The 22,863-nt window shown below is 74.3% G+C and carries 20 protein-coding genes and 2 pseudogenes; 5 read left to right on the top strand and 17 right to left on the bottom strand.

The genetic code is table 11. The features are described 5' to 3' along the window. Nucleotides 1–54: 54 nt before the first annotated feature. The 3 genes and pseudogenes from ACSP97_RS02520 to ACSP97_RS02510 all read right to left on the bottom strand — a co-directional run bounded on the left by ACSP97_RS02520 (nucleotide 55) and on the right by ACSP97_RS02510 (nucleotide 1,875). Complete coding sequence (locus tag ACSP97_RS02520; RefSeq protein WP_355530561.1) at nucleotides 55–447, bottom strand: VOC family protein; 393 nt, start codon at nucleotides 445–447, stop codon at nucleotides 55–57. A 98-nt stretch (nucleotides 448–545) separates the two neighbouring features. Further along, a pseudogene (locus ACSP97_RS02515) lies at nucleotides 546–639 on the bottom strand. 84 nt (nucleotides 640–723) lie between these two features. Continuing rightward, nucleotides 724–1,875: a Cmx/CmrA family chloramphenicol efflux MFS transporter gene (locus ACSP97_RS02510; protein WP_440556213.1), complete on the bottom strand. Its 1,152-nt coding sequence runs from the start codon at nucleotides 1,873–1,875 to the stop codon at nucleotides 724–726. Nucleotides 1,876–2,261: 386 nt separating this feature from the next. Between ACSP97_RS02510 and ACSP97_RS02505 the strand changes: the two genes are divergently transcribed. Further along, the gene (locus tag ACSP97_RS02505; protein ID WP_440556212.1) at nucleotides 2,262–2,954 is read left to right on the top strand and encodes a helix-turn-helix domain-containing protein; all 693 of its coding nucleotides are present in this window, start codon (nucleotides 2,262–2,264) and stop codon (nucleotides 2,952–2,954) included. A gap of 123 nt (nucleotides 2,955–3,077) precedes the next feature. Here ACSP97_RS02505 and ACSP97_RS02500 read toward each other — a convergent pair whose 3' ends face one another. After that, nucleotides 3,078–3,674, bottom strand: a complete 597-nt coding sequence (locus ACSP97_RS02500) for a CBS domain-containing protein (RefSeq protein WP_440558542.1) — start codon at nucleotides 3,672–3,674, stop codon at nucleotides 3,078–3,080. Between the two features lie 441 nt (nucleotides 3,675–4,115). Between ACSP97_RS02500 and ACSP97_RS02495 the strand changes: the two genes are divergently transcribed. Then, nucleotides 4,116–4,997, top strand: coding sequence for a universal stress protein (locus ACSP97_RS02495; RefSeq protein WP_355329679.1), 882 nt, complete (start codon nucleotides 4,116–4,118; stop codon nucleotides 4,995–4,997). Between the two features lie 105 nt (nucleotides 4,998–5,102). Here the strand turns inward: ACSP97_RS02495 and ACSP97_RS02490 are convergent. From ACSP97_RS02490 to ACSP97_RS02480, 3 genes and pseudogenes are all read right to left on the bottom strand, one after another. Continuing rightward, nucleotides 5,103–5,196 (bottom strand): annotated as a pseudogene (locus tag ACSP97_RS02490). Between the two features lie 73 nt (nucleotides 5,197–5,269). Continuing rightward, nucleotides 5,270–6,844, bottom strand: a complete 1,575-nt coding sequence (locus tag ACSP97_RS02485) for an amidohydrolase (RefSeq protein ID WP_440556211.1) — start codon at nucleotides 6,842–6,844, stop codon at nucleotides 5,270–5,272. A 43-nt stretch (nucleotides 6,845–6,887) separates the two neighbouring features. Further along, entirely contained in the window at nucleotides 6,888–8,375 is a 1,488-nt protein-coding gene (locus ACSP97_RS02480; protein WP_440556210.1) for an APC family permease, read from the bottom strand. Nucleotides 8,376–8,599: 224 nt separating this feature from the next. On the opposite strand from ACSP97_RS02480, the gene ACSP97_RS02475 reads away from it, so the two are divergent. Beyond that, complete coding sequence (locus ACSP97_RS02475) at nucleotides 8,600–9,214, top strand: TetR/AcrR family transcriptional regulator (protein WP_355152211.1); 615 nt, start codon at nucleotides 8,600–8,602, stop codon at nucleotides 9,212–9,214. Nucleotides 9,215–9,323: 109 nt separating this feature from the next. Then, complete coding sequence (locus tag ACSP97_RS02470) at nucleotides 9,324–9,491, top strand: hypothetical protein (protein ID WP_167381369.1); 168 nt, start codon at nucleotides 9,324–9,326, stop codon at nucleotides 9,489–9,491. A 10-nt stretch (nucleotides 9,492–9,501) separates the two neighbouring features. Here the strand turns inward: ACSP97_RS02470 and ACSP97_RS02465 are convergent, their stop codons facing one another. The 7 genes from ACSP97_RS02465 to ACSP97_RS02435 all read right to left on the bottom strand — a co-directional run bounded on the left by ACSP97_RS02465 (nucleotide 9,502) and on the right by ACSP97_RS02435 (nucleotide 18,068). After that, on the bottom strand, nucleotides 9,502–11,040 hold the full coding sequence (locus ACSP97_RS02465) for a N,N-dimethylformamidase beta subunit family domain-containing protein (protein WP_440556209.1): 1,539 nt from the start codon (nucleotides 11,038–11,040) through the stop codon (nucleotides 9,502–9,504). A 51-nt stretch (nucleotides 11,041–11,091) separates the two neighbouring features. Continuing rightward, complete coding sequence (locus ACSP97_RS02460; protein WP_440556208.1) at nucleotides 11,092–11,286, bottom strand: hypothetical protein; 195 nt, start codon at nucleotides 11,284–11,286, stop codon at nucleotides 11,092–11,094. 334 nt (nucleotides 11,287–11,620) lie between these two features. Then, on the bottom strand, nucleotides 11,621–12,622 hold the full coding sequence (locus tag ACSP97_RS02455; protein WP_440556207.1) for an aminoglycoside phosphotransferase family protein: 1,002 nt from the start codon (nucleotides 12,620–12,622) through the stop codon (nucleotides 11,621–11,623). 102 nt (nucleotides 12,623–12,724) lie between these two features. Continuing rightward, the gene (locus tag ACSP97_RS02450; RefSeq protein ID WP_358273051.1) at nucleotides 12,725–14,551 is read right to left on the bottom strand and encodes a phospholipase C; all 1,827 of its coding nucleotides are present in this window, start codon (nucleotides 14,549–14,551) and stop codon (nucleotides 12,725–12,727) included. Nucleotides 14,552–14,727: 176 nt separating this feature from the next. Next, nucleotides 14,728–15,951 carry an iron uptake transporter deferrochelatase/peroxidase subunit gene (gene efeB, locus ACSP97_RS02445; RefSeq protein ID WP_440556206.1) on the bottom strand — a complete coding sequence of 408 codons (1,224 nt, stop codon included), beginning with the start codon at nucleotides 15,949–15,951 and terminating at the stop codon, nucleotides 14,728–14,730. Beyond that, nucleotides 15,948–17,144, bottom strand: a complete 1,197-nt coding sequence (locus ACSP97_RS02440) for an EfeM/EfeO family lipoprotein (protein ID WP_440556205.1) — start codon at nucleotides 17,142–17,144, stop codon at nucleotides 15,948–15,950. Before ACSP97_RS02440 ends, efeB begins: the two co-directional genes overlap by 4 nt. Nucleotides 17,145–17,312: 168 nt before the next feature. Then, entirely contained in the window at nucleotides 17,313–18,068 is a 756-nt protein-coding gene (locus ACSP97_RS02435; protein WP_355530526.1) for a polysaccharide deacetylase family protein, read from the bottom strand. Nucleotides 18,069–18,290: 222 nt separating this feature from the next. Between ACSP97_RS02435 and ACSP97_RS02430 the strand changes: the two genes are divergently transcribed. After that, nucleotides 18,291–19,001 carry an acetate uptake transporter family protein gene (locus tag ACSP97_RS02430; RefSeq protein WP_355152219.1) on the top strand — a complete coding sequence of 237 codons (711 nt, stop codon included), beginning with the start codon at nucleotides 18,291–18,293 and terminating at the stop codon, nucleotides 18,999–19,001. Between the two features lie 57 nt (nucleotides 19,002–19,058). On the opposite strand, the gene ACSP97_RS02425 is transcribed toward ACSP97_RS02430, so the two are convergent. The 3 genes from ACSP97_RS02425 to ACSP97_RS02415 form a co-directional block, all read right to left on the bottom strand. Then, the gene (locus tag ACSP97_RS02425; protein WP_440556204.1) at nucleotides 19,059–20,861 is read right to left on the bottom strand and encodes an adenylyl cyclase; all 1,803 of its coding nucleotides are present in this window, start codon (nucleotides 20,859–20,861) and stop codon (nucleotides 19,059–19,061) included. A 313-nt stretch (nucleotides 20,862–21,174) separates the two neighbouring features. Beyond that, nucleotides 21,175–21,333, bottom strand: coding sequence for a GNAT family N-acetyltransferase (locus tag ACSP97_RS02420; RefSeq protein WP_440558541.1), 159 nt, complete (start codon nucleotides 21,331–21,333; stop codon nucleotides 21,175–21,177). Between the two features lie 962 nt (nucleotides 21,334–22,295). Beyond that, complete coding sequence (locus ACSP97_RS02415) at nucleotides 22,296–22,814, bottom strand: cupin domain-containing protein (RefSeq protein ID WP_355152221.1); 519 nt, start codon at nucleotides 22,812–22,814, stop codon at nucleotides 22,296–22,298. Nucleotides 22,815–22,863 lie beyond the last annotated feature (49 nt).

Genomic DNA, 22,863 nt, shown 5'->3' with positions numbered 1-22,863 from the left:
GGGACGCGGCCTCTTCCCTGCGTCCGGTCCGGCCGGTCGCGGGGAAGCCGGGCCCTACGCGGTGGGCCACCCGCCGTAGGGGACGGTGAGCAGTTCCATGGCGTGCCCCACCGGATCCATGAAGTACACGCCCTTGCCGCCGTCATTGCGGTTGATGGTGCCGGGGTGCTTCTTGTGCGGGTCGGCGTAGTGCTCTATGCCGCGTTCGGTGATCCGGGCGTACGCGGCGTCGAACTCCTCCTCGGAGACCAGGAACGCGTAGTGCTGCGGGGTGATGGTGTCCTCGGGGACGGTGGCGAAGTCCAGCGTGACGCCGTTGCCCAGGGCCACGGCGACGAACGGGCCCCACTCGGCGGTGATGTCCAGGCCCACTATCTCCGTGAAGAAACGGGCGGACTCCCGGTTGTCACGGGAATGGACGATGGTGTGGTTCAACTCGACCGGCAAGGAATGCCTCCAGGGCATCTCCTGGCACCTCCATGCCTCACCCGGTCGGTGACCGGCACGCGATGCCGCCGTCCATTTTAGTCAGCCGTTCGGCGTAGCGGAGAGGGCAGGATTTGAACCTGCGTGGGCCCCGTGGGGCCCGACCGTGAGGCGTGCTCGTGGTCCCCGATAAGCCACTCCGGGCACCTCTCCCCGTGACCGGTTCCGGTTTCCCGTGCCGGTCACAGGAAGAACAGTGCCGCAAGGCGCTGACCGCGCCCTGACGCACGGCTGACCTCAGCCGGCCGCCCGTACGGCGCGCACGGGGACGGCGACGGCCAGGGCGACGGCGACCAGCGCCCCGCTCGCCCACAGCGGGCCGGTGTCGCCCAGCGTGCCGGTGAGGGCGGTCGCGGCGACGAGGGGACCCGCGGCGGCGCCCACGTTGAGCGCCGCGGTCGCGTAGGAACCGGCCATGGTCGGGGCCCCGGCGGCCTCGTAGAGGACCCGGGTGATCAGGGTGCCGCCCAGCGCGAAGGACAGCGCGCCCTGCGTGAACACCAGGGCGAGCAGCGCGACCGGCCGGTGGGCCAGCAGCGCCAGCGCCGGCCAGCCGACGAGCAGCAGCGGGCCGCCGGCCGCGAGCACCAGGCCGGGCCGCCGGTCCGCCAGGCGCCCGGCGACGCCCACCCCGACGAAGGAACCGGCGCCGAACAGCACCAGGGCGACGGAGACCCACAGCTCGCCCAGCCCGGCGACGGCGGTCACCACGGGCGCGAGGAAGGTGAAGCTCGCGAACGTCGCCGCGTTCACCAGCGCGCCGAGCAGCATGACCAGCAGCAGCCGTGGGCGGCGCAGCTGCGCCAGTTCCGGCCGCAGCGCACCGGTCGCGCCGCCCGCCGCCGCAGGCGCCGGGATCCCCCTGAGGATGCCGACGGCCGCGGGCAGGCAGAGCACGGCCACGGCCCAGAACGTGGCCCGCCAGCCGAGCAGGGTGCCGAGCAGCGCCCCCGCCGGAACACCGGCGACGGTGGCCACCGTCGTGCCCGACAGCAGTACGGCGAGCGCCCGGCCCTTACGGTCGGGCGGCACCAGCGTGCCGGCCGTCGTCAGCGCCACGGCGAGGAACCCGGCGTTCGCGAGCGCCGCCACCACCCGGGTCGCGCACAGCACCGGGAAGCCGGAGGCGGTGGCGCCCACCGCGTGGGCCGCCGCGAACAGCAGCAGGAAGCCGAGCAGGCTGGAGCGTCCGGGCCGGTTGCGGGCGAGCGCGGCCATCAGCGGCGCGCCGATGGCCATCCCCAGCGCGAACGCCGAGGTGAGCAGGCCGGCGGTGCCGACGGTGACGCCGAGGTCCGAGGCGATGTCCGGCACCAGACCGGCGAGCATGAACTCCGAGGTGCCCATGGCGAAGACGGCCAGGGCGAGCAGATAGAGCGCGAGAGGCATCGAGGAGGCTCCGGGGTGAGGAGAAGCACGAGAGGGTCATCTCGTCACCGCGGTCAGCACCCGAGGGCGCACTCGTCCGGCCGTGGCCCACGCGGGCACGGCGGACGGTGGTGAAGCCGGTGGTTCAGGGGCTGACGGCGTGACCGAAAGCCCCCACCTCAACCGACTCGGGACTCGACATGACCGGCAGGCTACACGGGCGACGGTCCGCCCGGCGGCGGGAGCCCGTTCGGCCCACGGCGCGCGGGCCCGCTCGCTCCCGAAGCCGGTGTCCGCACGGCCCGGCCGCCGGTGCACGGCGCAGCGAAGTGGTGGGCGCCCCGCACCGGTGGTAGACGTGGTACGAGCCAGGGCCCCGGCGGCCCGAGGGCGAGGAGTGAGCGAGCATGACAGAACGCCCCACACCACGGCACGGCGCGCCGGACCCGGAGGACCGCCCCCCGCGGGGCGACCTCGGACGGCGGGTGCGGCGGCGCCGCGAGGAACTCGGGCTCACCCGGGAAGAGGTGGCCGCCCGCGCCGGCATGGCCGAGGCCTACGTCGCCCACCTGGAGCAGCACAGCACCGCGGCGCCCGACTCCGGCGCCCTGCTGCGGCTGGCCGGGGCACTGCGCACCAGCCCCCAGGAACTCGGCGGCGGACACGCCGACTTGCCCGCCGGTCTCGGACGGGCCTCTCGCCACCCGCGCCTGGGCGAGCTGAGCGAACAGGAGTGCAGGGAATTGCTGTCGACGCACGGGGTCGGCCGGTTCTCGGTGAGCACCGAGGGCGCGCCCGTCGTCCTGCCCGTGAACTACACCGTCGTGGACGGCGCGATCGTGTTCCGCACCCGTGAGGGCTCCGTGCTCGGCGAGGGGTTCGGCCGTGAGGTGGCCTTCGAGGTGGACCGGGTGGACGACGCGCTGAGCGAGGGCTGGAGCGTCCTGGTGCGCGGCACCGCCCAGCCGGTGACCGACCGGGCGGAGGCGGCGCGGCTCGCCGAGCGCGCGTACAGCGAACCCTGGGCGGGCGGGGAACGCGATCTGTGGGTGCGGATCGAGCCCACGGTGCTCACCGGACGCCGTATCGAAGCGGGCTGAGGGCCTCGTCAAGGCAGGCCGGGGCGCCGGAGCGGGCCGCGGGCGCCGGTGCGGCTGCCGCGTTCCGGGCTCCCGACGGCACCGGTCCCGGGCGCGTCACGGCGGTCCGCCGGCCGCACGGCGTCACCCCGGCCGCGCCACCTCCTGCGGGGGTACGGGCGGCACCAGGTTGACGACCCCGACGACCCCGTCCAGCCGCCAGGCCGCGAAGCCGGCCCGGGCGATGGCGCCGCGCAGTTCCGCGTCGCCCGCCAGTGTCACCACACCGTCCCGCACGGACACGCCGACGGCCCCGGGCGGCAGCCCCAGCTCGCCCGCCACGATCTCCTCGGACACCTGGCGGCGGATCTCGTCGTCGCCGCGCAGAAACACCCGCAGCAGGTCCCGGCGGGTGACGATGCCGATCAGCCGGTCCTCCTCGTCCACCACGGGCAGACGCTCCACGCCGCGCCGCTCCATCAGCCGGGCCGCGTCCGGCACCCGCTGCTCGGGGTGGACGGTGACGGCGGGCGTCGACATCACCTCGCGTACCGGCGTCTCGCCCGGGCCGTCCGGGTGCCGCGCGGCCCGCTCGCGTACCAGGTCGGAGGCCGAGACCACGCCGAGCACCTTGTCGTCGCGGTCGATCACCGGCAGCCCGCTGATGCCGTGCCGGTCCAGCAAGCGGGCCACGTCCGCGGCCGGCGTCGTCTCCGACACGGTGACGACATCGTCGGTCATCACCTCGCCGATCGTGCTGTGGTTCACGGCTTCCTCCTTCTCCGGTGCGCCTGGCCGGTGCGCGCACGGCGCTCGCCCGCGTTCCCCGGCCCGCTCGGCGCCCCGGCCGCGCGCGTCCCCGCCGGCCGAGCCGGTGCCCCCAGCCTGCCCGCCTGCGCGGCCCCGAGCCGAGGGCCGGGTGCCCCCGTCAAGGGGACCTTTGGTCCCGGCCTCACCGGCCCCACGGCTTTGCCGCCCGCCGTGGCCATCGCGCGTGTGCGGTACGTCGGGGTGCCGTGCCCGTACGACGGCCTCGATCCCCTGCGGCACGACCCGGCGCGGCCCCCGGAAGGCCCACGCGGCCCACGGGCGGGAGGGCGCTCCAGGGGGCACGCTTGAGCTACGGAAGGACGTCTGGCGTACGGCGGCGGCAAGTCTCGGCCCGGATCCGGAGGACGCATCATGGCTGGTCACATCGCGGCGGGGGTCGACGGGTCCCCGCAGAGCGTCGCCGCCGCCCACTGGGCCGCGCAGGAGGCGGTGCGCCGGGGCACGGAACTGGTCGTGGTCCACGCCTGGCTGCCGAACGTGCGTCCGGCGCCGCTCGCCGCCCGGGACGGCACCGAGCGCGGCTGGGCGGAGCGCGTGCTGCGGGAGGCGGTGGACAGCGTGCGGGCGGCACATCCCACGCTGCCCGTGACCGGCCGGCTGATCGGCGACTCGCCGGTCCCCGCGCTGCTGTCGGCGGCCGAGGAGGCGGACACGCTGGTGCTGGGCTCGCTCGGGCTCAGCCGGGCGGCCGGGGTCCTCGTCGGCTCGGTCTCGCTGCGCGTCACGGGCCGCTCCTCCTGCCCGGTGGTGCTGGTGCGGGCCGGCCGCAGCGCCGCCGACGAGCATCTGCCGACCGCCCCCGGACTCGCGCCCGACGAGATCCCGACCATCCCGTACCGCGCCGTCGTGCTGGGCCTGGACGCCCGCAGCCCGTGCGACGAGCCGATCGGGTTCGCCTTCGAGGCCGCCCGGCGGCGCGCCACCGAACTGCGCGTGTGCCACGTCCACGAGCCGGTCGCAGGCGAAGACACGGCCGAGGGAGCGGCCGCCGCCGAGCATGCGGTCATCGCGCTGCTGCGGCCGTGGCGCGAGAAGTACCCGGACCTGTCCGTCGCGACGACCGTCACCGAGGGCCGGCCCGGCGAGGAACTCGTGCGGGCCACGTCCGAGGCCGGACTGGTCGTGGTGGGCCGCCGCATCACCGGCAGCCGGTTCGGGGAGCGTCTCGGCCGCGTCGCCCACGCGGTCGTCCAGCACGCCGAGTGCCCGGTCGCGGTCGTACCGCACGCATGAGGCGGAGGCGGGGCAGGGGGCTCAGGGGGTGGGCGGTACGGGCACCTCGCCGCCGGCCCGCTTCTCCTCGGCCCTCGCCAGGAAGGCCGCGAAGAGGCCGTCGAGCGGAGAGGGCAGGATTTGAACCTGCGTGGGCCCCGTGGGGCCCGACCGTGAGGCGTGCTCGTGGTCCCCGATAAGCCACTCCGGGCACCTCTCCCCGTGACCGGTTCCGGTTTCCCGTGCCGGTCACAGGAAGAACGGTGCCACCAGGCGCTGACGCCGCGCTGACGTCAGACGGCGTCCCGGTGCACCACATGGCCGCCCGTCACCGTCAACACCACCGGCGCGGCCAGGAGTTCGTCCGCGCTCGCACGCACCGGGTCCACGCCGAGGGCGGTGAGGTCGGCGCGGTGGCCGGGGGCGACGCGGCCGGCGACGGCGGACTCGCCCGCCGCCGTGGCGGCGTGGGTGGTGCAGCCCTCCAGGGCCTGGAGCGGCGTCAGGCCGGCGCGGTGCGCGGCGGCGCCCTTGGGGCGCTGCGCGGTCGCGAGCACGGCACGGGCGTCGTAGTGCGCGATGGGCCAGTCCGAGCCGAGCGCGACCGTGGCGCCCGCCTCCCGCAGATCCCGCAACCGCCAGGCGCGAGCCGCCCGTTCGCCGCCGAGCCGGCGCGACCACTCGTCGGAGCCGTCGTCGCGGGTGTACCCGGTGTGCGGCGGCTGCATGGACGCCGCCACGCCCAACTCGGCGAAGCGGGGCAGGAGTTCGTCCGGGGCGGTCTCGATGTGCTCGATCCGGTGCGCCCCGCGGCCGCTCGGTCCGAGCGAGGCCACGGTGTCCAGGGCGTGCCGCACGGCGGCGTCCCCGATGGCGTGGGTGGCGGTGCGGACCCCGGCCGCGTGCAGGGTGCGCACGGCCTTCGCGTAGGCGTGCGGGTCCGGCCAGAACGCGTCGGTGCCCCGGCCGTGGCAGTCGGGGTGGTCCAGCCAGGCGGTGCCGCCCTCCACGGTGCCGTCCATGAAGAACTTCACCCCGCCGACCAGCCAGTGCCGCCCGCCCCGGCCCTGGAGCGCGATCAGCTCGTCCAGCGTCTCGGCGTCCGCGCCCGGCATGCACCAGGGCGCGAACCGCAGCCGCACCGGCAGGACCGTCTCCTCCGCCACCGCCGTCACCAGTTCCAGGTCGCCGCCGTCCATCACATGGGCGCCGGTGAGCCCGGTGGCGGCCATGGCGGACAGCAACTCCAGCAGCCGCGCCCGGCGTTCGGCGGGGGACGGGCTGGGCGCGACGGCCGTCACCAGGTCCATCGCGGCATGCTCGACCAGGTGTCCCGTGGGCCGCCCGGAGGCGTCGCACACCACCTCGGCGCGCTGCTCGAAGGAGCGCGGCCCGCTCACCCCGGCGGCGGCCAGCGCGGCGGCGTTGGCGAGGGCGGAGTGGCCGTCGTAGAGGCGCAGCAGGGCGGGGGTGTCGCCGAGGACGTCGGCCACCAGGTCGTGGTGGACCGGACGGCCCTCGAAGGCGTTGTGGTCCAGGCCGTGCCCGAGCACCCAGCCCCCGACGCGCTCGGCCCCGGCGAGGGCCGCGCGCAGTCCGGCCAGGTCGCGCACGCCCGACAGATCCGCGCCGGTCGCCATCTCCAGCCCCCACACCGGATGGCTGTGGGAGTCGACCAGGCCGGGCACCAGATGCGCCCCGCGCAGGTCGACGACCTCGGTGCCGGGGCCGCTCCAGTCCCGTATGTCGGCCGCCTCCCCGACCGCGCAGATCACCCCGTCGCGTACGGCGACCGCGGTGGCGGTGGGACGGGCGGGGTCGAGGGTGCGGACGTGGGCACCGGTGAGGACGAGATCGGCGGCGGGCATGCCGGCTCCTTCGCGGACGAGGTGGAACGGAAATCCGGGTGGTCTAAGCGGGCTGAACGGAGGGTTCGGCGGTGTCGGCCGGTTCGGCGGCGAAGGACGCGTAGACCTCCGGGCGCCTGCGGCGCAGCCACCACGCCACCGGCAGGCCGAGGAGGAAGACGGCCGGCGCGGCGAGGACGAGCAGGGTGTTCACCGTTCGCGAGGCGCCGGTGAACAGGTCGATGTGGCCGACCACCAGGACGATCGCGGTGGCGAGCAGCACCGTGGCCAGGACCGGCGCCACCACCGTGCGCAGCGTGCCCTCGCCGTGCCGCACCCGCCGGAAGTAGCAGGGCACGGCGATCGCGGCGAGCAGCTGGAGCAGCATCAGGCCGATCATGCCGGGGGTGTTCACCCACAGCAGCAACTGCTGGTACGGGTCGGCGTGCGCCGCCCGGAAGGCGAGGACGACGACGGTGCCGAGGACGGTCTGCGCGACGCCCGCGACGTAGGGGGAGCGGTGGCGCGGATGGATCCGGCCGAGCCGGCGCGGCAGCACCCTCTCCTCGGCCAGCGCGAGGGCGTAGCGGTTGATGGCGTTGTGGAAGGCGAGCAGGGAGGCGATGACGCTGGTGACGATGAAGACGTGCATCAGGTCCGCGGCCCAGCCGCCCACATAGGTGGTGATCGCGGTGAAGAACAGCCCGGCCGGGTCCTTCCCGGCGGCGCGCACCACCTGGTCGTCGCCGAACGCCTGGATGGCGATCCACACGACGAACGCGTAGAACAGGCCGAGGAATCCGACGGCCAGATAGGTGGCGCGGGGCACCGTGCGGCCCGGGTCGCGGGCCTCGCGGCGGTAGATGACGGTCGACTCGAAACCGGTGAACGCGGCGAAGGCGAAGGCGAGGACGGCGGCGGTGCCGGGCACGAACACATGGGCGGGGGCGAGGGAGGACAGGGACAGCCCGTGCGCGCCGCCCTTCAGCAGCACCCCGCCGGCCAGCAGGACGAGTATCCCCGTCTCGGCGACGAGCAGGAGGCCGAGCAGCTTGGCGCCGAAGTCGATCGAGCGGAACCCGCCGTAGCCGATCAGGAGCAGCCCGGCCAGTGAGACGGGCAGCCAGGGGACGTCGGCGCCGAACAGCGCGTGCAGGGTGTCGCGGCTGGCGGAGGCCAGCAGGCCGTAGACGCCGATCTCCATGCCGTTGTAGCCGATCAGCGCGAGCAGCGCGGCCCCGATGCCGACCGGGCGGCCGAGGCCCCGGGTGATGAAGGCGTAGAAGGCGCCGCCGTGGGTGACGTGGCGGCTCATGGTGGTGAAGCCGACCGCGAAGACGGCGAGGGTGAGCCCGGCGAGGAGGTAGCCGGCCGGGGCGCCGATGCCGCCCAGCAGTATCGCGAGCGGGGCGACGCCCGCCATGACGGTCAGCGGCGCGGCGGCGGAGACGACGAAGAAGGCGATGTCGGCGGTGCCGAGGGTGCCGGTGCGAAGGCCGGCCGGGGCGGCCGGGGCCTTCTCCTTCGGTGGTTCGGAGGTGGTGGCGGACATGCGGGGGAGCCCTTCTGGCGGCGGACGGGAGGGGGTCCCGGAGACGGGTGCGGACGCGCGGGCGGGCCGAGGGGGTGGGCCCGCGTGGACGCGTCCGGGCATACGGCTCCACGGGCGCACGGAAGGGATGGCGGACGCCCGGGGCCGTAAACCTAAAGGCTTTCGGTTTCCGCAATGTAGCCTGCGGTTGGGCAACCGGGAAGACCTCAGGGAGAAGACTGACCATGGGACGGCCGCGCACTCCGCTCCTCGACCGCGAGCGCATCACCACCACCGCGCTCCAACTCATCGACGAGACCGGCGACTTCAGCGTCCCGCAGATAGCCAGACGGCTCGGCGTGCAGACCGGGTCCGTCTACCACCACGTGGACGGCCGCGACGGCATCGTGGAACTGCTGCGCGAACGCGTGGCCTCCGCGATCGAGACGGCCACCCTCGACCTCGCCCCCTGGGACGCGGCCGTCGAGGCGTGGGCCCGCTCCTACCGCGCCGCCTTCGCCGCGCACCCCCGGGCGATCCCGCTGCTCATGACCTCCCCGGTGCGCGCGCCCCGGGTCCTGGACCAGTACGAGCGGGCGGTGACCCGGCTGCTGGAGGCCGGGTTCGAACCGGCCGGGATCATGACGCTGATCACCGCGCTGGAGAACCTGGTGCTGGGCTCGGCTCTCGACCTCGCCGCCCCCGAGGCCATGTGGGAACCGGCGGACCGCGCCTCGACGCCCCATCTCGCCGCCGCCCTCGCCGCCGTGGGCGACCACCGGGCCGACCGCGCCTTCGAGGTGGGCCTGACCGCCTTCCTGAACCACGCCCGGGCGCTGCGCGAGTCCAGCCGGCCCTGAGCCCCCCCGAATTTCCCTGTACCGGCAGTAACGTGATCACCTTTGGGCTTGGCTGTACCAGTCAGTCAAGTCGGCGCGCCGTTCGGTGCGAACCTGTCCGGAGATGTCCATGTCTGCTGTCAGCGATGCCTTGGAAGACGCACGTACCGAGTACGAACAGCACCTTGGCGCCTGCCGTCAGTGCCGTGCCGACGCCGCGCCGTGCGCCGTGGCCAAGCACCTGTGGCGCCTGTACAACAAGGCCCGCCGCGACCGGCTGCGGGCGGAGAGCGCCTGACCCCGGACGCTCAGCCCCCGTCCACCGCACGGGTGTCGGCACGCGGCGGCGGCGCGTGCCGGCCCGCCGGGCCCCGCGCGAACATCCGCAGCAGGTTCTCGGTGGTGCGGGTGACGAACGCGCGGGTACGGCCGTCCATCCCGTGGTCCCGGCCGAGTTCGCCGGTGCCGGCCAGCAGTCCCTCCACCCAGCGCATGGTGCCGGTCGCGAACACCCCGGCACCGCTCGGGGCGGTGTAGTACGCCGAGTCGCTGTGGCTCGGCCGGCCCTCCCACACCAGCGGGGAGTGCGCGGTGATCTCCAGCGGGCCGGGCGTGGGGGCGCCGGGCGTGACCCGGTCGTACTCCACGCCCACCAGATGCGCGAAGGCGTCCCCGGCGCGCACGCCCGTGCCCTCGTACACCCAGTGGTCGGCCGCCCGCACGACGTACGGCGCGTCCACCGGGTAGCCCTCGTACAGCACGCCGGTCAGCGAGGACTCGGGGTCGGCGCCGGGCGGCAGCCGGTAGTCGGTGGTCACCCGTGCCGGAGCGGAGGGGTAGCAGGGATCGGCGCGGTAGGAGGTCTTGTAGCAGACCACCGTGCGGTCCCCCGCGTCCGGCCCGTCCTCCAGACGGACCCGGCGGAAGCAGGTGTTCGCGCCGAGGAAGGCGAGGTTCGTGCCGGCGTCCCGCGCGGCGGTCACATGCGCCCGCTGCTCGGGCGTCCAGTACTCGTCGTGCCCCAGGCAGACCACGGCGTGCGCGCCCCGCAGCACCCCCGGGTCCCGGTGGACGTCGGTGCCGGTGCTGTAGGCGAGGGGGATGCCGAGGCGCTCGGCGAGCACCACCAGGGCCCGCTCGTAGGTCAGGAACTTCTCCGCGCCCACGCCCTCGTAGGGCCGGTCGAAGCTCACCGCGAGGGAACGGGTGGCGTACGCGCCGTTCGCGCCGGCGTACAGGCTCGCGCCGCCCCAGCGGTTGTACGCCTGCCAGGTAGCCGGGGCGTGCAGCAGGACGGTGCGGCCCGCGCCGTCCGCGGAGCGGACGACGAACGGGACGTACCTCTGGTGCCCGGTGTCCGCCTCCAGCCGCAGCAGATAGGCGCCCTCCGGCCAGCCGGTCGTGTCCACGGGCAGGCTGACCGGCCAGTCGGCGCGCACGGTCCGGGTGGCGGCGAGCACCCGCGGGGCCGGTCGGGCACGCCCGGGTATCCGCGGCGAGGTCCAGATCCGGCGGGCCTGGCGGCCGTCGTACCAGCCGATGCGGAACGCGGAGACCCGGAAGGACGCCGCCGTGGTCGACACGCGCAGCCCGAAACTCTCGCCCGGAAGCACGCTCACCCGGTCCGGATAGCCGGTCACCGCGTCCGGCGGGCCGGTGGCACCGAGCCGCCAGTCGGCGCTGCCCGGCGCGTCCCGCTCCGACTCCGGTCGGCGGACGCCGTGCCCCGGGCGCGACGGCGACGCCGTGCAGGCGGCGATCGTCCCCAGGCCCGCACCGGCGCACAGCACGAGGAAACGCCGCCGGCCGAGCCCGGGGGCGTCCCGCGCCGTCGTCTCGCGCGTCACCGCTCCAGCGTCGCGGCGCCCCGGGCCCGGCCGCAACCCGGACGGGCGGGGTCAGGCGCGAAAACCCAGGTGGACGTGGTCGTGACGGGTGGCGTCGCGGAAGAAGAGGCCGGTCCCGCCACCGGCCGGCAGCACCGGCCCGCCGACGTGGTACGACCCCGCGGCCGCCCCGTCCCGCACGAACCGCTCGCTCAGTGCGCGTGGCGTCGCCGGGTCCGCGACCGCGTGCCCGGCGATCCGCCACACGTCGAAGGCCCGCCCCCGCTGGTGGTCGCTCGGCCGGCTGTGCCGGTGTGCACCCGGCCGCCGCGCAGATCGGCGTCGGTGGCGGGCGGCAGTGTGATCCTCGCCCGGGAACGGCCGCCAGGGCGTGGTGCGCGGCAGGGCGGGGGAGGGGGTGGCGCGGGCGGTCGGGCCGTGCCGGCGGAGCCGCCCGCGGCGCCGAGCGCGGCACCGGCGAGCGCCCGGCACGGCACGGCGGCCCGGCGGAGGAGCGACGCACGCGCGGCTACGGCTCATACCGCCGGTGTCCGCCGCCCGCGCCGCCCCGGCCACTTCGGGCGAAGCGTCGCCAACCGGCCTAGAACGGCGGCTCGTTGAGAAGGTCCAGCAGCCACTCGGCGCTCTCCCGGGCACCCGGTGCGGGGCGGTCCGGGTCGGGGAACATACGGCCCCAGGAGGCGGCGCGGCCCAGGGAGCTGAGCCGCCAGGCGAGGCTCGCGGCCCGCCGCAGTCCGGCCGGCGTGGGCCCGGTGCCGGTCCAGGGCTCCAGGTAGGCGTCGCGCAGCCGGGGCAGTACCCCGGGCCCGTGGTGGTCGCGGGCTCGTTCGGCGGTGACCCGCAGGCTGCAGAACGGGTGGGAGACGGCCGCGTCGCCCCAGTCGAAGAACGTGAACCGGCCGGGCTCCGGGCGGAACAGCTGCCCGTCGTGCAGATCGGCGTGGTCGAGGCTGTCCTCGACGCCGACGGCGGCGAGTTCGTCGCACCAGTCCACCAGGCGGGGCCGTACGGCGGTCAGCCGGGCGCGGGCGTCCGGGCCGAGGGCGGTGTTCGAGGCGAGCAGCCGGTCGAAGACGGCGGGCAGGTCGCGGGTGCGGGCCGTGGGCACCCCGAGCCGTTCGAGGTCGCGGGCGTACGGGGTCAGGGTCCGTTGCAGGATGGCGTACTGCCGCAGCAGGTCCTCCCAGGCGCCGGGTCCGACCGTCTCGCGCGCGAGCACCTGCCGGAACAGGTCGCCGCCGTCCGGCAGCAGCGACCAGCCGCGCGGCCCGTCCACCGCCAGCGGCGTGAGCACGTGTTCGGGCACCCAGCGGGCCAGCGCGGCGGTCAGCGGGCCCTCGAAGGCGCTGGGGCGCGGGTTCGCCTTGAACCAGACCGGCTCCCGCCCCTCGACGGGCACCCGCACCAGCACCGACCACGGCCGCAGCCGCACCTGGAGTTCGCCGCCCGGCCGCAGCCCGTGGGCGTCCAGCTGTTCCCGGATCCAGCCGAGGGCTGCGGTCCGCCAGGACTCCCGCTCCCACGGTGTCACCGCGTCCGGGAAGCGGCCCCGGTCCACGGTCAGGGTGATCTCGTCGCGCATCGCGCCATCCCAGCATCCCCGACACGGCTTTGACCACCGGTTTTCCCCGGACACGGGGATGCCCCCGGCCCGACGGCCGGGGGCATCCGCAAGGGGTTGTCGTCAGGCCTGCTGACGGCGGCGCAGCGTGAAGTACGTGCCCGTGGCACCGGCGGCCAGCAGGGCGCCGACGCCCAGGCCGACCGGCAGGGCCGGGAAGGACGCGTCCGTGGTGGCGGCCGTGTTCTGCATGGCCGGGCCGGGGGTGATCCTGGTGGACACCGGGGCGACATGCTTGATCGGGCCGACCGACTTCACCGAGCCGTCGGTGTTCAGCAGCACCTGCTTGTCGTTCGGGTGCCGGAAGTCGAACATCCCGCGCAGCGAACCCGCCTTGGCGTCGAAGGAGGCGTCACCGATGCGGCCGGTGTGCCAGTTGTCCTCGATGAAGCGGGTGATGGACGCCTGGTCGGTCAGCGTGTGGTCGACCTTGTTGACCTTGCTGTAGGGCGAGATGACCAGCAGCGGCTGGCGGGTGCCGGGGCCGCAGCGGTCCGCGTAGCCGCCGGCCGCCTTCGGGCCGTGCTGGCAGGCGGGGCTGTCGGTGGCCTTGCCGTTGGAGCCGATCGAGGTGTCCTGCGAGCCGTTGCGCGGGGCGACGAACGCGTGGTCGTACCAGCCGTCGGAGTCGTCGTAGGCGACCACGATCGCGGTGGACTTCCACTGCGGCGAACTCTGGATCGCGTTGATCTCGTCGACCAGGAAGTGCTGCTCGTCGATCGGGTCCGAGTAACCGGCGTGGCCGTCCTGGTACTCGCCCGCCTTCAGGAAGCTGACGGACGGCAGCTTGCCCGCCTTGAGGGCGGCGGAGAAGTCGGTCAGGTCGTAGTTGTGGTTGGCCTGGCCGCGGTGGCCGATCTCCGAGACGGACTTCGGCGGCAGGTGGTGCGGGTTGGCCGTCGACTTGTAGTACGAGAACGGGTTGTGGTGCGGGCTGTAGTCCACCACGCTCGCGCCGCCCACGTTGGTGTGCGTGGTGTCGCACTTGGCGTAGGAACCGGACTGGCCGTTCCACGCGGTCGACGGGCGGAACCCGCCCTGGAACCAGCCCCAGCTCACGTTCTTGGCGTTGAGCAGGTCGCCGATGTTCCTGCCCTGCATCGACGCCAGCGCGTTGGAGCTGGTGTGGTCCTTGCCGGAGCAGTCGTCCCAGGCCGGGTCCGGGTCGTTGACGACGGTGCCGACACCGTTCTTGTCCGGCGACTGGACCGTGTACGAGTCCGGCTTCGAGGTCTGCTTGCCGGTGGCCGGGTCGACGGAGACCACGCCGTGCGTGTTGCCGGAGACCAGGTTGAGCGCGCCGGGCGTGGACGGGCCGTAGTTGGAGCTGTAGGCGCGGTCGCTCAGCGTGTACTGCTGGGCGTAGTTCCACAGCGCGGTGACGGTGTTGCCGTCGTAGTAGTCCATCGCCAGGCCCGGCTCGCCGAACAGGCCGCCGCTGCACTTGTCGACCTCGGTGTTCTGCACGAACTGGTCGGCCTTGCCGCCGTTGTAGGCGTACTGCTCCGGGCCGTAGGAGTGGTTCTGGTCGCAGGTCATCGCCTGGGACGGGGACAGCCGCTTCGGCGCGTACTGGTTCGGGTTGTTCTTCAGCAGCCCGGCGTGCGCGAGGGTGTCGATGTCCTTCGGGGTGTTCTTCGACGCGGTGAACTTCGTGCCGTCCGTGTTGGCGGCCTTCGGGTACGTGGCGAAGTAGTGGTCGAAGGAGATGTTCTCGTCGAAGAGCACGACGACGTGCTGGATCGGCGTCGCGGTCGACGAGGGCCTGCCGTGCGCGTGGACGGGCGTCGCGGCCCAGCCGGGCGCGGTGCTGCCCAGTGCGGTGAGCGCCGCGACTCCCGCGAGCGCGCCCAGGCTGCGCATCGCGGCTCGTCTTCCTCTGCTGGCCATGGTGGTCTACCCCTTTGGACAGAACGTCTGTGCGGTGTACGAGCAGGGATGTTGCGCGCCCCTCGGGGCGCGTTGGCGGAGCCATGATGGCGCGCGGGTGAACACCGGGTCAGGGAACCTGGGGGAATTCTTGACGGTGTGTTGACCAAGCGGGCCGCCGAGTCGTCCGGACCGGATCATCCCAACAGGGAGCGTCCGTACCAGTCCTGGGCATCGCGGACCCCGGGCAGCGCGAAGAAGTAGCCGCCGCCGAACGGACTGATGTAGTCGGTCAGCGGCTCACCGGCCAGCCGGTGCTGCACGGTCTCGAACTGCCGGACCACGTCCTGCTGGTAGCAGCAGAACAGCAGGCCCATGTCGAGGTTGCCGTTGGCGTCCATGCCCCGGTCGTAGTTGTAGGCGCGGCGCAGCAGGCGCTGGCGGGCCGTGGCCGGGGTGCGCGGGTTGGCCAGCCGGATGTGCGCGTCCAGGGGGATGACGTCGCCCTTGGGGTCGTCCGCGTACCGGGGCGTGTCGTGTTCACGGTCGCCGTCCAGCGGGGCGCCGGAGGAGCGGGAGCGGCCGATCATCCGTTCCTGCTCGGCCAGCGACACCCGGTCCCAGAACTCCACGAGCATCCGGATCAGCCGGACGACCTGGTAGCTGCCGCCGACGGCCCACTCCGGCTCGCCCTGGCCGCGGCCCACCCAGATCAACCGGTCCATCTCGCGGGCGCTGTCCGGGTCTGGGTTGGCGGTGCCGTCCTTGAACCCCAGCAGGTTGCGCGGGGTGCCGGCCGGCCGCGGCGGGCTGGAGAAGCCGTCGAGGCGCCAGCGGACCTGCGCGGCGCCCCGGGTGTGCCGGGTGATGTCGCGCAGCGCGTGCAGGGCGGTGTCCGGGTCGTCGGCGTGCAGTTGGAGACTGAGATCGCCGTGGCACCAGGCGGGGTCGAGGTCGTCGTCGGGGAAGGCGGGCATGGCGGTCAGCCGGTCGGGCCTGAGCGCGGAGAGTCCGAACCGGTCGTCGAACAGCGAGGCGCCGACGCCGACCGTCACCGCCAGTTCTCCTCCGGGCAACCGGTCACCCAGGATGCCCGAGTCGGCGGGCGGCCCGGTGATGCCCAGCGGGGCCGGGGTGCCGCCGGTGGTCAGCAGCCGGGCCCGGTCGGTCAACGTGCGCAGCAGATCGGTGAGTTCGGCGCGGCTTTCGGCGGTCACGTCCAGTGCGGCGAACACACAGGAGCGGCGTGGGGCCGCGATCGCCGAGGCCTGGTGGGGGCCGTGGAAGGGGGCGACGGCGTTCGCCGCCCCGGACTCGGCCGCGCCGGGGGCCGCGGCACTGGCGGCGAGGCCCGCGCCCGCGAGGGCGGCGCCGCGCAGAAAGCCGCGCCGGGCGAGGCCATGGGTTCGGTCGGTGCTCACACGGTCCTCCGGGGGTCGCACAGGGTCGCCACCGACGCCAGTCGCTCCACGAGGCCGCCGAGCACGGAGTCGGTCCGCTCCCGCCGGGCGCGGGTCAGTCGGTCCAGCGGGGTCCACTCGCCGCGCTGCCGGAACCCGTCCAGGATGTGCCCGGCACGCGTCAACTCCTGGTCCAAGCCCGGCAGATCGGCGTACCTGCCGGTGAGCAGCGGGCGCAGCCGGGACAGCACCTCGCGGGTGCCGTCGAGGTTGGCGCGGGCGGTGGCGAGATTGCTGCCGCTGCCGTAGTCGGTGCGGCCGGTCAGCTCGAACTGCACGGTGTTCTCCAGGATCTCGTGCGCGCGCAGCCCCAGCTGGGCGGGGTCCATCCGGGTCTGCGCCCAGTCGTCCCGCAGCCCGGACAGGGCCTTGACCAGCGCGGTGGCCGGGGCCCGCAGACCGTCGGCCGGCTCGCCGTGCCACAGCCCGTACTCGATGCGGTGGAACCCGGTGAAGCCCGGGTCGCGCACGCCCCGGGGCAGACCGGCGTCGGTGCCGTTGATCTTCGCGTCCGCGTCGCCGAAGGCGTCGTACGCCGCCCCGAGCCGCTCGTACTGGAGATGGGCCGGCAGCCAGGCGGAGCGGGCGGCGGCGAGGTCCCCGCGGTCGATCGCGTCCCGGAGCACCGTCGTCAGCCGTACCGCCTCGGCCAGCCCGCCGCCCACCCACTTCTGGTAGTCGAGCGCGGGCGGGATCAGATCGTGCTCGGTGACCGGCGCGGCGCCCGGACCGCGCCGCCCGCCGGTGACGTGGACGGTGGGCCCGGTGACGGCGTCGGCGTCGTCGGGCACGCACATGAACGCGTACGCGCCCTGGCCCACCCGGACGGTCAACTGCCGTGTGGTGCCGGGGCCGATGCCCTCCACCTCGCCGTACACCACCTTGGTGCCCGGGTCCTCCAGATACACCTCGGCGGCGCCGTCGGAGGTGTTGTGCAGGTCGAAGGTGCGCACCCCGGGCTCGGGGCGGGTCCAGCCCCGGCCGCAGCGGCTCTCGGAGACCTCCACGACGATGTGCCCGGAACCGGTGGTCCGGGCGGGCTCGGCGTCCGCGTGGAAGAGGGCCGCCACGGCGAGGACCACGGCGAGGACGAGGAACAGGGCCGGTGCCGTCCGGAGACGTTCCGACCGCGTGCCGAGGCGGGGCAACGGCATGCTGAGCCTTTCCGGACGACGTACGCAGCTGCCCGCGCGCAGTCGCTCGCCCGCGGGACGGCCTCATCGTAGACACCCGGAGGGAACCGAACACCCGTCCGGGGCGTTCGGTGGCCGAGAATTCTCCCTGGGTTCACCGGCCCGTGGCCTCGGCCGGTGAAGTCCCGTTCAGCGCACCGGGAAACCGAAGGCGTACCCCTGCTGCTTCAGCCACGGCAGCAGGATGCGCAGCGCGGCCACGGTCTGGGAGCGGTCGCCGCCCGCGTCGTGGAAGAGCAGGGTGGGACCGTTGGCCAGCTCGCTCTTGACGGTGGCGACGATGGCTTCGGTGCCCGGCCGTTCGAAGTCCTTGGAGTCGGCGTTCCAGCCCAGCGGCCGCATCCCGTGCGAGGCCGCGAGCGTCCGGCTGTACGGCGTGAACGCCCCGCCCGGCGCCCGGTAGTACATCGGCCGCACACCCCCGGACGCCTCGGTGATCTGCTTCTCGGCGTCCAGGATCTGCTGCGACTGGTACGACTCGGACTTGTGGTCCATCCCGGTGTCGTGCGAGACCGTGTGGTCGCACAGCCGGTGCCCGGCCGCCACGACCTGCTTGACCATGTCCGGGTGCGCCTGCGCCTGCGGGCCGACCATGCAGAACGTCGCCTTCACGCCGTTCTCCCGCAGCACCTGGAGCACCTGCGGGGTCCAGGTCGGGTCGGGGCCGTCGTCGATGGTGATGTTGACCGCGTGCGCGCCCGCGTCGGAGGAGTGGGCGATGACCGGGGACACCGCCACCGTCTTCGGCGCCGTGTGGTGGGCCGGGGCGCTCGTGGTCTGGCCCGCCTGCGCGGTCCACACCGAGGCGGCGGCCGTCACCGCCGTGACCCCGACCGCCGCTCCGATCACCCGGCCGTACCAACCCCGCCCCGCGTGCCGCGCCATGTCCGCCCCCAGCTTTCTCGCCGTGTTCGATTCCCCGTGCATCTGGCAGGACGGCGGGCAGGAGGCGGGGGATCCCGCTGTTACCGATCAAGGACAATTCCGGGTCGGCCCCGCGACAGAACCCCGACGCGGCCCCCGGCGACGCGGAGGAACACCCCGGCCCGCAGCGGGTACTCCGGGGTGTACACGCCCGGCACGAGGCCCGAGGACGGGGTGATCCGGATGCCGCCACCAGCAGCGGGGACGTACGACGCGACCAGTGGGCGACCCCGGCCCGAGGCCCTGGCGCGGATCATGCTCAGGCCGCTCGCCAGCAGCCTGCCGCTGGGCTTCTTCGCCTTCGGCACCGGCAGCGTCCTGCTGTCCGCGCAGCAGCTGCACTGGGTGCCGCTCGCCCAGACACCGGCGCTGATGCTGCTGACCCTGGTCTTCGTGGTGCCGCTGGAACTGCTCGCCGGCGTCTTCGCCTTCCTCGCCCGCGACGGCGGAGCCGCCTGCGCCCTGTGCGTGCTGGGCGCCACCTGGGCGGGCACCTCGCTGGTCACCCTGCTCGGGCCGCCGGGCCGGCCCAGTGCGAGCCTCGCGGTGTTCGAGCTGTGCGTGGTCCCGCTGATGGTGCTCCTCTTCCTCGCGGCGCTCCCCGGCAAGCCGCTGCTCGGGGTGCTGCTGCTGATCGGCGCGGGCCGCTTCACGCTGACCGGCATCCACCAGGCCGGCGCCGGGCCCGGCGTGGAGACCGCGGCCGGCTGGGTCGGCGTCCTGCTCGCCGCCTTCGCCTTGTACGGCGGCTTCGCGCTGCTCCTGGAGGACACCACGCAGCGCACCGTCCTTCCCCTCGGCCGCCGCGGCAGGGCCCGCACCTCCCTCCAGGGCGACCTCGGCCACCAGCTGGAACAGGCGGAGCGCGAGGCGGGGGTACGACGGCAGCTGTGAGCGGCCGGGCGGTCCCGCGGGGGAGGCCGCCCGGCCGGTCGGACGGGCCAGGCCGGGTCAGACCACGCCGACGCCGTTCGAGTACGACTTCATGTTGTAGGTTCCGAAGCCGTTCTCGACGGGATCGCCCGTGTCGTTGACACAGTGCAGGATGCCGCCGCCGCCCGCGCCGTTGAGGCAGACGGTCATCAGCGAGGTGAGGACGACGCCCGGGGTGTCGGGCACCTCGTAGGCGCGGTCGGTGTAGATGTTCGCGCCGAGGTCGAAGTAGGCGTAGCTGCCCAGGCCCCACGCGTGGTGGCGGGTCACGTGGTCGCCGACCTTGTAGGCGGCGAAGCCGTTGGTGCCGCCGTGCTTCCAGGCCGACTGCGCGGGGACGTCGTACGGGTGCTCGTTCTGGAAGAAGTAGGTGCGGCCCTGCTCGCCGTTCCAGAGCACCTCGTAGTTCTGGTGGTGCTCGACGAACAGGCCGTAGGCGGTGACCCGGTCGCCGTTGACCAGGAAGCCGACGCCCGCGGGGTTGACCGACCAGCCGACCGTGCCGTCGAGGCCGTGGTCGGCACGCCAGGCCCAGACGTGGTCGACGAGCACGTCGTTGCTGTCGATCCGGATGCTGACCTCGGTGCCGCCGGGGACGGCGCCGCCGATGCGCGGGAAGACGTCGAAGAGCGCGGTGGGCCGGTCCGCGTGGCTCTTGCGGGAGCGGCCGTCGCCGACCCGCAGCAGCACGGGGGAGTGCGCGGAGGCGGCCTCCAGGATCACGCCGGCCACGGAGACGTCACCGACGTCGGCGACCTCGATCAGCGAGTTGCCCTGGACGGCCTGGAGGGTGGCCAGACCGAGGCCGAGGACGACGGTGCCGGGCCGGGACACCCGCAGCGGCGCGGACAGTGGGTAGATGCCCGGGGTGAGCAGGAGGTGCTTGCCGCGGGCGAGCGCCGCGTTGATGCTCGCGGCGGAGTCGCCCGGCCGTGCGACGTGGAACGCGGTCAGCGGGACGCTGTGTCCGGCGGCCGGTCCGCCGGCCCAGGAGGTGCCGGTGCTGTCGCGGCGCAGCGCGGGCACGAAGACGTGGTACGCCCCGTGCCGGTCCACGGTCAGGAAGGGCTTCTCGCGGACCACCGGGGTACGGTCCACGGTCGTGTAGGGCGGGGTCGGGAAGGAGGTGGCCGGGGCGCCCTGGACGCCGACGAAGACCATGTTCCAGTTGGCGCCGGTCCAGCTGCCGATGGTGTCGTTGCGCGACAGCCACTGCTGCTGCGAGCCCGAGTCGATCCGGCCGTCCACCACGCTGTCGGCCAGGAAGCCGCCGCTGGACCACCCGTTGCCGGGCGGGCTCGGCATCAGGATCATGTCGCCCTTGACGTGGACGCGGCGCATCGGCCCGGCCTGGGCGACGGCCCAGCGGTCCAGGCCGTCCGGCGGCACGATGGTCAGGTTCTCCGCGGCCCGCCAGAAGTCCTGGGTGCCGTTGCCGCCGAACCACTGGGCGTCGACGGTGACATGACCGTGGATCACGACGTCCTCGGGGCTGTCGCCGAGCCCGAGGACATGGGTGTAGAAGCCGACGTTGACCTCGACGCGGTACGTGCCCGGCTTGAACGCCAGGGCGTACCGCTCGGTGCCGAACTGGTTGGACTGCTGGACGGCGAACACGGCGTCGATCTGCGCCTGGATCGCCGCGTCGCCCATCGACGGGTCGAAGACCAGGACGTTCGGTCCCAGACCGGCCGTCCCGTGGCCTGCGGCGCCGGGGCCGGCCGGGCCGGCGGCGGGGGCGGCGGACGAGGCGAAGGCGGATCCTGCGGTCGCACCGGCCAGCGGCACCGCCGCGGCAGCCGCGGCGGCCCCACGGAGCACGGCACGACGAGAGGGAATCACGGACACGGCTCTCCCTGAACATGGTGGGCAAACGGACCGCGGCTGGTCCCCAACCGCGAGAGAGCGCTCTCAGCCACGGAGTGAATCATCGCCGGTATGCAGCGTCAATAAGTCTGCCGCCGTCGGCAACGGGCCGCTCCGCCCGCGGGGTTGCGGCCCGGCTGGGCGGAACGGTCACGCGCGTCGCGTCGGGTGGCGGGGCAGGGGACGGCGGGGCGGTCGGTCGCCGTGGACGAGATCCGCCGGTTCGTCGCGGAGAACCCGTTGCCGGGGGAGGGCGGCGGGTGCCCCGTCACTCTTCGAGCGTCAGATACAGGCGGTTTCCGCCGGGCCGGAAGCCCACGCGTTCGTACACCCGGTGCGAACCCTCGCCCGAGTACTCCAGCCACACGGACCGGGCGCCGCGGGCGAACAGCGCCTCGGCGAGGCTCGCGGTGACCGCCGCCGCGATGCCCCGGCCGCGGTGGGCGGGCAGGGTTTTGACGCCCGTTCAGTTCCGCGGTGCCCTCGGCGGGCGCCGAACACAGGGCGCCGCCCGCGCAGCCGCCGTCCGGCACGCGGACGAGGCGGACGGCGCCGCCGCCCTCGGCGGTGCGCCGCAGCCGGGCCGCGCCCTTTGGGGACGGCGCCCAGGCGCCGCCGAAGGCCTCCGCCGGCGCGGTGTCGAGCGCGATGTAGTCCGCCTCGGCGACCGGCGCCTCCACCCGGACCCGGGGCCGCGGCATCGGCTCCGGGCCCGGCTTCGGCTCGGCCGCCGGCTCCGGTGAGGAGTGCGGGACGGTGAGCGTCGCGGGGGGCAGACCAGGTACTCGTGCTCCGCCTCGGTGGCGAAACCCGCGCGGCGGAGCGCGGGCTCCACGCCCGGGGCGGCGTCGGGAGCGCATTCCAGGCGGGGCTTGAGCCCGCGGGCACGGAACGCGGCGATCAGTTCGGCCACGTCCCGGGCGGTCGGCTCGGCGCCGGGGACGGGGGTGGCGTAGTTGACGTACGGACTGGTCGAGGCCGGGTCGGACCCGGCGACGAAGGGGCCGACCCGGTGAGCCGCGGGGCGGCGCAGGAGATGGGCGACGGCAAAGCTCCGGACATCGGTGCGCACGGTGGGAAGGGCCTCACGATGAAGGCGGCCCGCACCCCCCGGCGGCGAATCGGGCCGCGGGGACCGGGTGGCCGGACAGACGGGTGAACGCCTCGGTGAGCGAGGCGGCGGTGTGCGGGACACCGCGTTGTCGGGCCGCCGTGAGAAGAGGCGAACGACACGGGAGCGCGCTGCCGTGCGGGCAGGGCTCAGTGCCGACGGCGGCCGCTGCGGGACGCCGTGACCGTGGACCTCGGTCCTTCGTGGAGAAGCGATGGGTGGGACTCCGCTGTTCGAGTCGAAGGGACCCTGCCACCGGCAGGCGGTGTGGGCAAGCCCTATCCGTCGCCCGGCTGCCGGGTGGACCCGGTGACGGGCTCGGTGCCGTAACGGCGCATCACCTGGGCGTCCGCCTCGGGGGTGGGCTCCTGGCCGGCGGCGATCATGTCCCGCAGGTCCCGGAAGTACTGCATGTACAGATCGGGGGTGAACGTGCTGACCATGACGGCCGGTTCGGCGGTCGGGTTGGCGAAGGTGTGCGGGGCGCCGGGCGGGACCATCACGAGCGTGCCCGCGCCCGCGTCGTGCGTGCGGTCCCCGACCGTGAACCGCACGGTGCCCGAGACGACGTAGAAGCCCTCGTCGTGCTGGGCGTGCCGGTGCTGCGGCGGTCCCTCGCAGTGCGGCGCGAGGGTGGTCTCGGCGAGCCCGAGCCGGTGCCCGGTGGTGCTGCCGTCCTCCAGGATGCGCAGCCGGATGGTGCCCAGCGTGATCGTCTCGCCTTCGCCCGGTCCGACCACCGAGACGGCGGGTCCGGCGGCGCTCTCCGGAGCAGCGGTGTGCGACTTGTCTGTCATGACCCGATTCCACCGCCGGACGGCGCGGCAGTCCACCACCGAGCCGGGG

This window comes from Streptomyces sp. SCPE 10 (genome assembly GCF_051980735.1).
Taxonomy (GTDB): domain Bacteria; phylum Actinomycetota; class Actinomycetes; order Streptomycetales; family Streptomycetaceae; genus Streptomyces; species Streptomyces misionensis.
The sequence above is the reverse complement of the archived record's forward strand: the minus strand, read 5'-3'. Positions and strand labels throughout refer to the sequence as shown.

Bases quoted from the DNA above. Each gene is read 5' to 3' on its own strand.
- ACSP97_RS02510 (WP_440556213.1), bottom strand. From the start codon at position 1,875: ATGCCTCTCGCGCTCTATCTGCTCGCCCTGGCCGTCTTCGCCATGGGC.
- ACSP97_RS02505 (WP_440556212.1), top strand. From the start codon at position 2,262: ATGACAGAACGCCCCACACCACGGCACGGCGCGCCGGACCCGGAGGAC.
- ACSP97_RS02500 (WP_440558542.1), bottom strand. From the start codon at position 3,674: ATGACCGACGATGTCGTCACCGTGTCGGAGACGACGCCGGCCGCGGAC.
- ACSP97_RS02495 (WP_355329679.1), top strand. From the start codon at position 4,116: ATGGCTGGTCACATCGCGGCGGGGGTCGACGGGTCCCCGCAGAGCGTC.
- ACSP97_RS02485 (WP_440556211.1), bottom strand. From the start codon at position 6,844: ATGCCCGCCGCCGATCTCGTCCTCACCGGTGCCCACGTCCGCACCCTC.
- ACSP97_RS02480 (WP_440556210.1), bottom strand. From the start codon at position 8,375: ATGTCCGCCACCACCTCCGAACCACCGAAGGAGAAGGCCCCGGCCGCC.
- ACSP97_RS02475 (WP_355152211.1), top strand. From the start codon at position 8,600: ATGGGACGGCCGCGCACTCCGCTCCTCGACCGCGAGCGCATCACCACC.
- ACSP97_RS02470 (WP_167381369.1), top strand. From the start codon at position 9,324: ATGTCTGCTGTCAGCGATGCCTTGGAAGACGCACGTACCGAGTACGAA.
- ACSP97_RS02455 (WP_440556207.1), bottom strand. From the start codon at position 12,622: ATGCGCGACGAGATCACCCTGACCGTGGACCGGGGCCGCTTCCCGGAC.
- ACSP97_RS02450 (WP_358273051.1), bottom strand. From the start codon at position 14,551: ATGGCCAGCAGAGGAAGACGAGCCGCGATGCGCAGCCTGGGCGCGCTC.
- ACSP97_RS02440 (WP_440556205.1), bottom strand. From the start codon at position 17,144: ATGCCGTTGCCCCGCCTCGGCACGCGGTCGGAACGTCTCCGGACGGCA.
- ACSP97_RS02435 (WP_355530526.1), bottom strand. From the start codon at position 18,068: ATGGCGCGGCACGCGGGGCGGGGTTGGTACGGCCGGGTGATCGGAGCG.
- ACSP97_RS02430 (WP_355152219.1), top strand. From the start codon at position 18,291: ATGCCGCCACCAGCAGCGGGGACGTACGACGCGACCAGTGGGCGACCC.
- ACSP97_RS02415 (WP_355152221.1), bottom strand. From the start codon at position 22,814: ATGACAGACAAGTCGCACACCGCTGCTCCGGAGAGCGCCGCCGGACCC.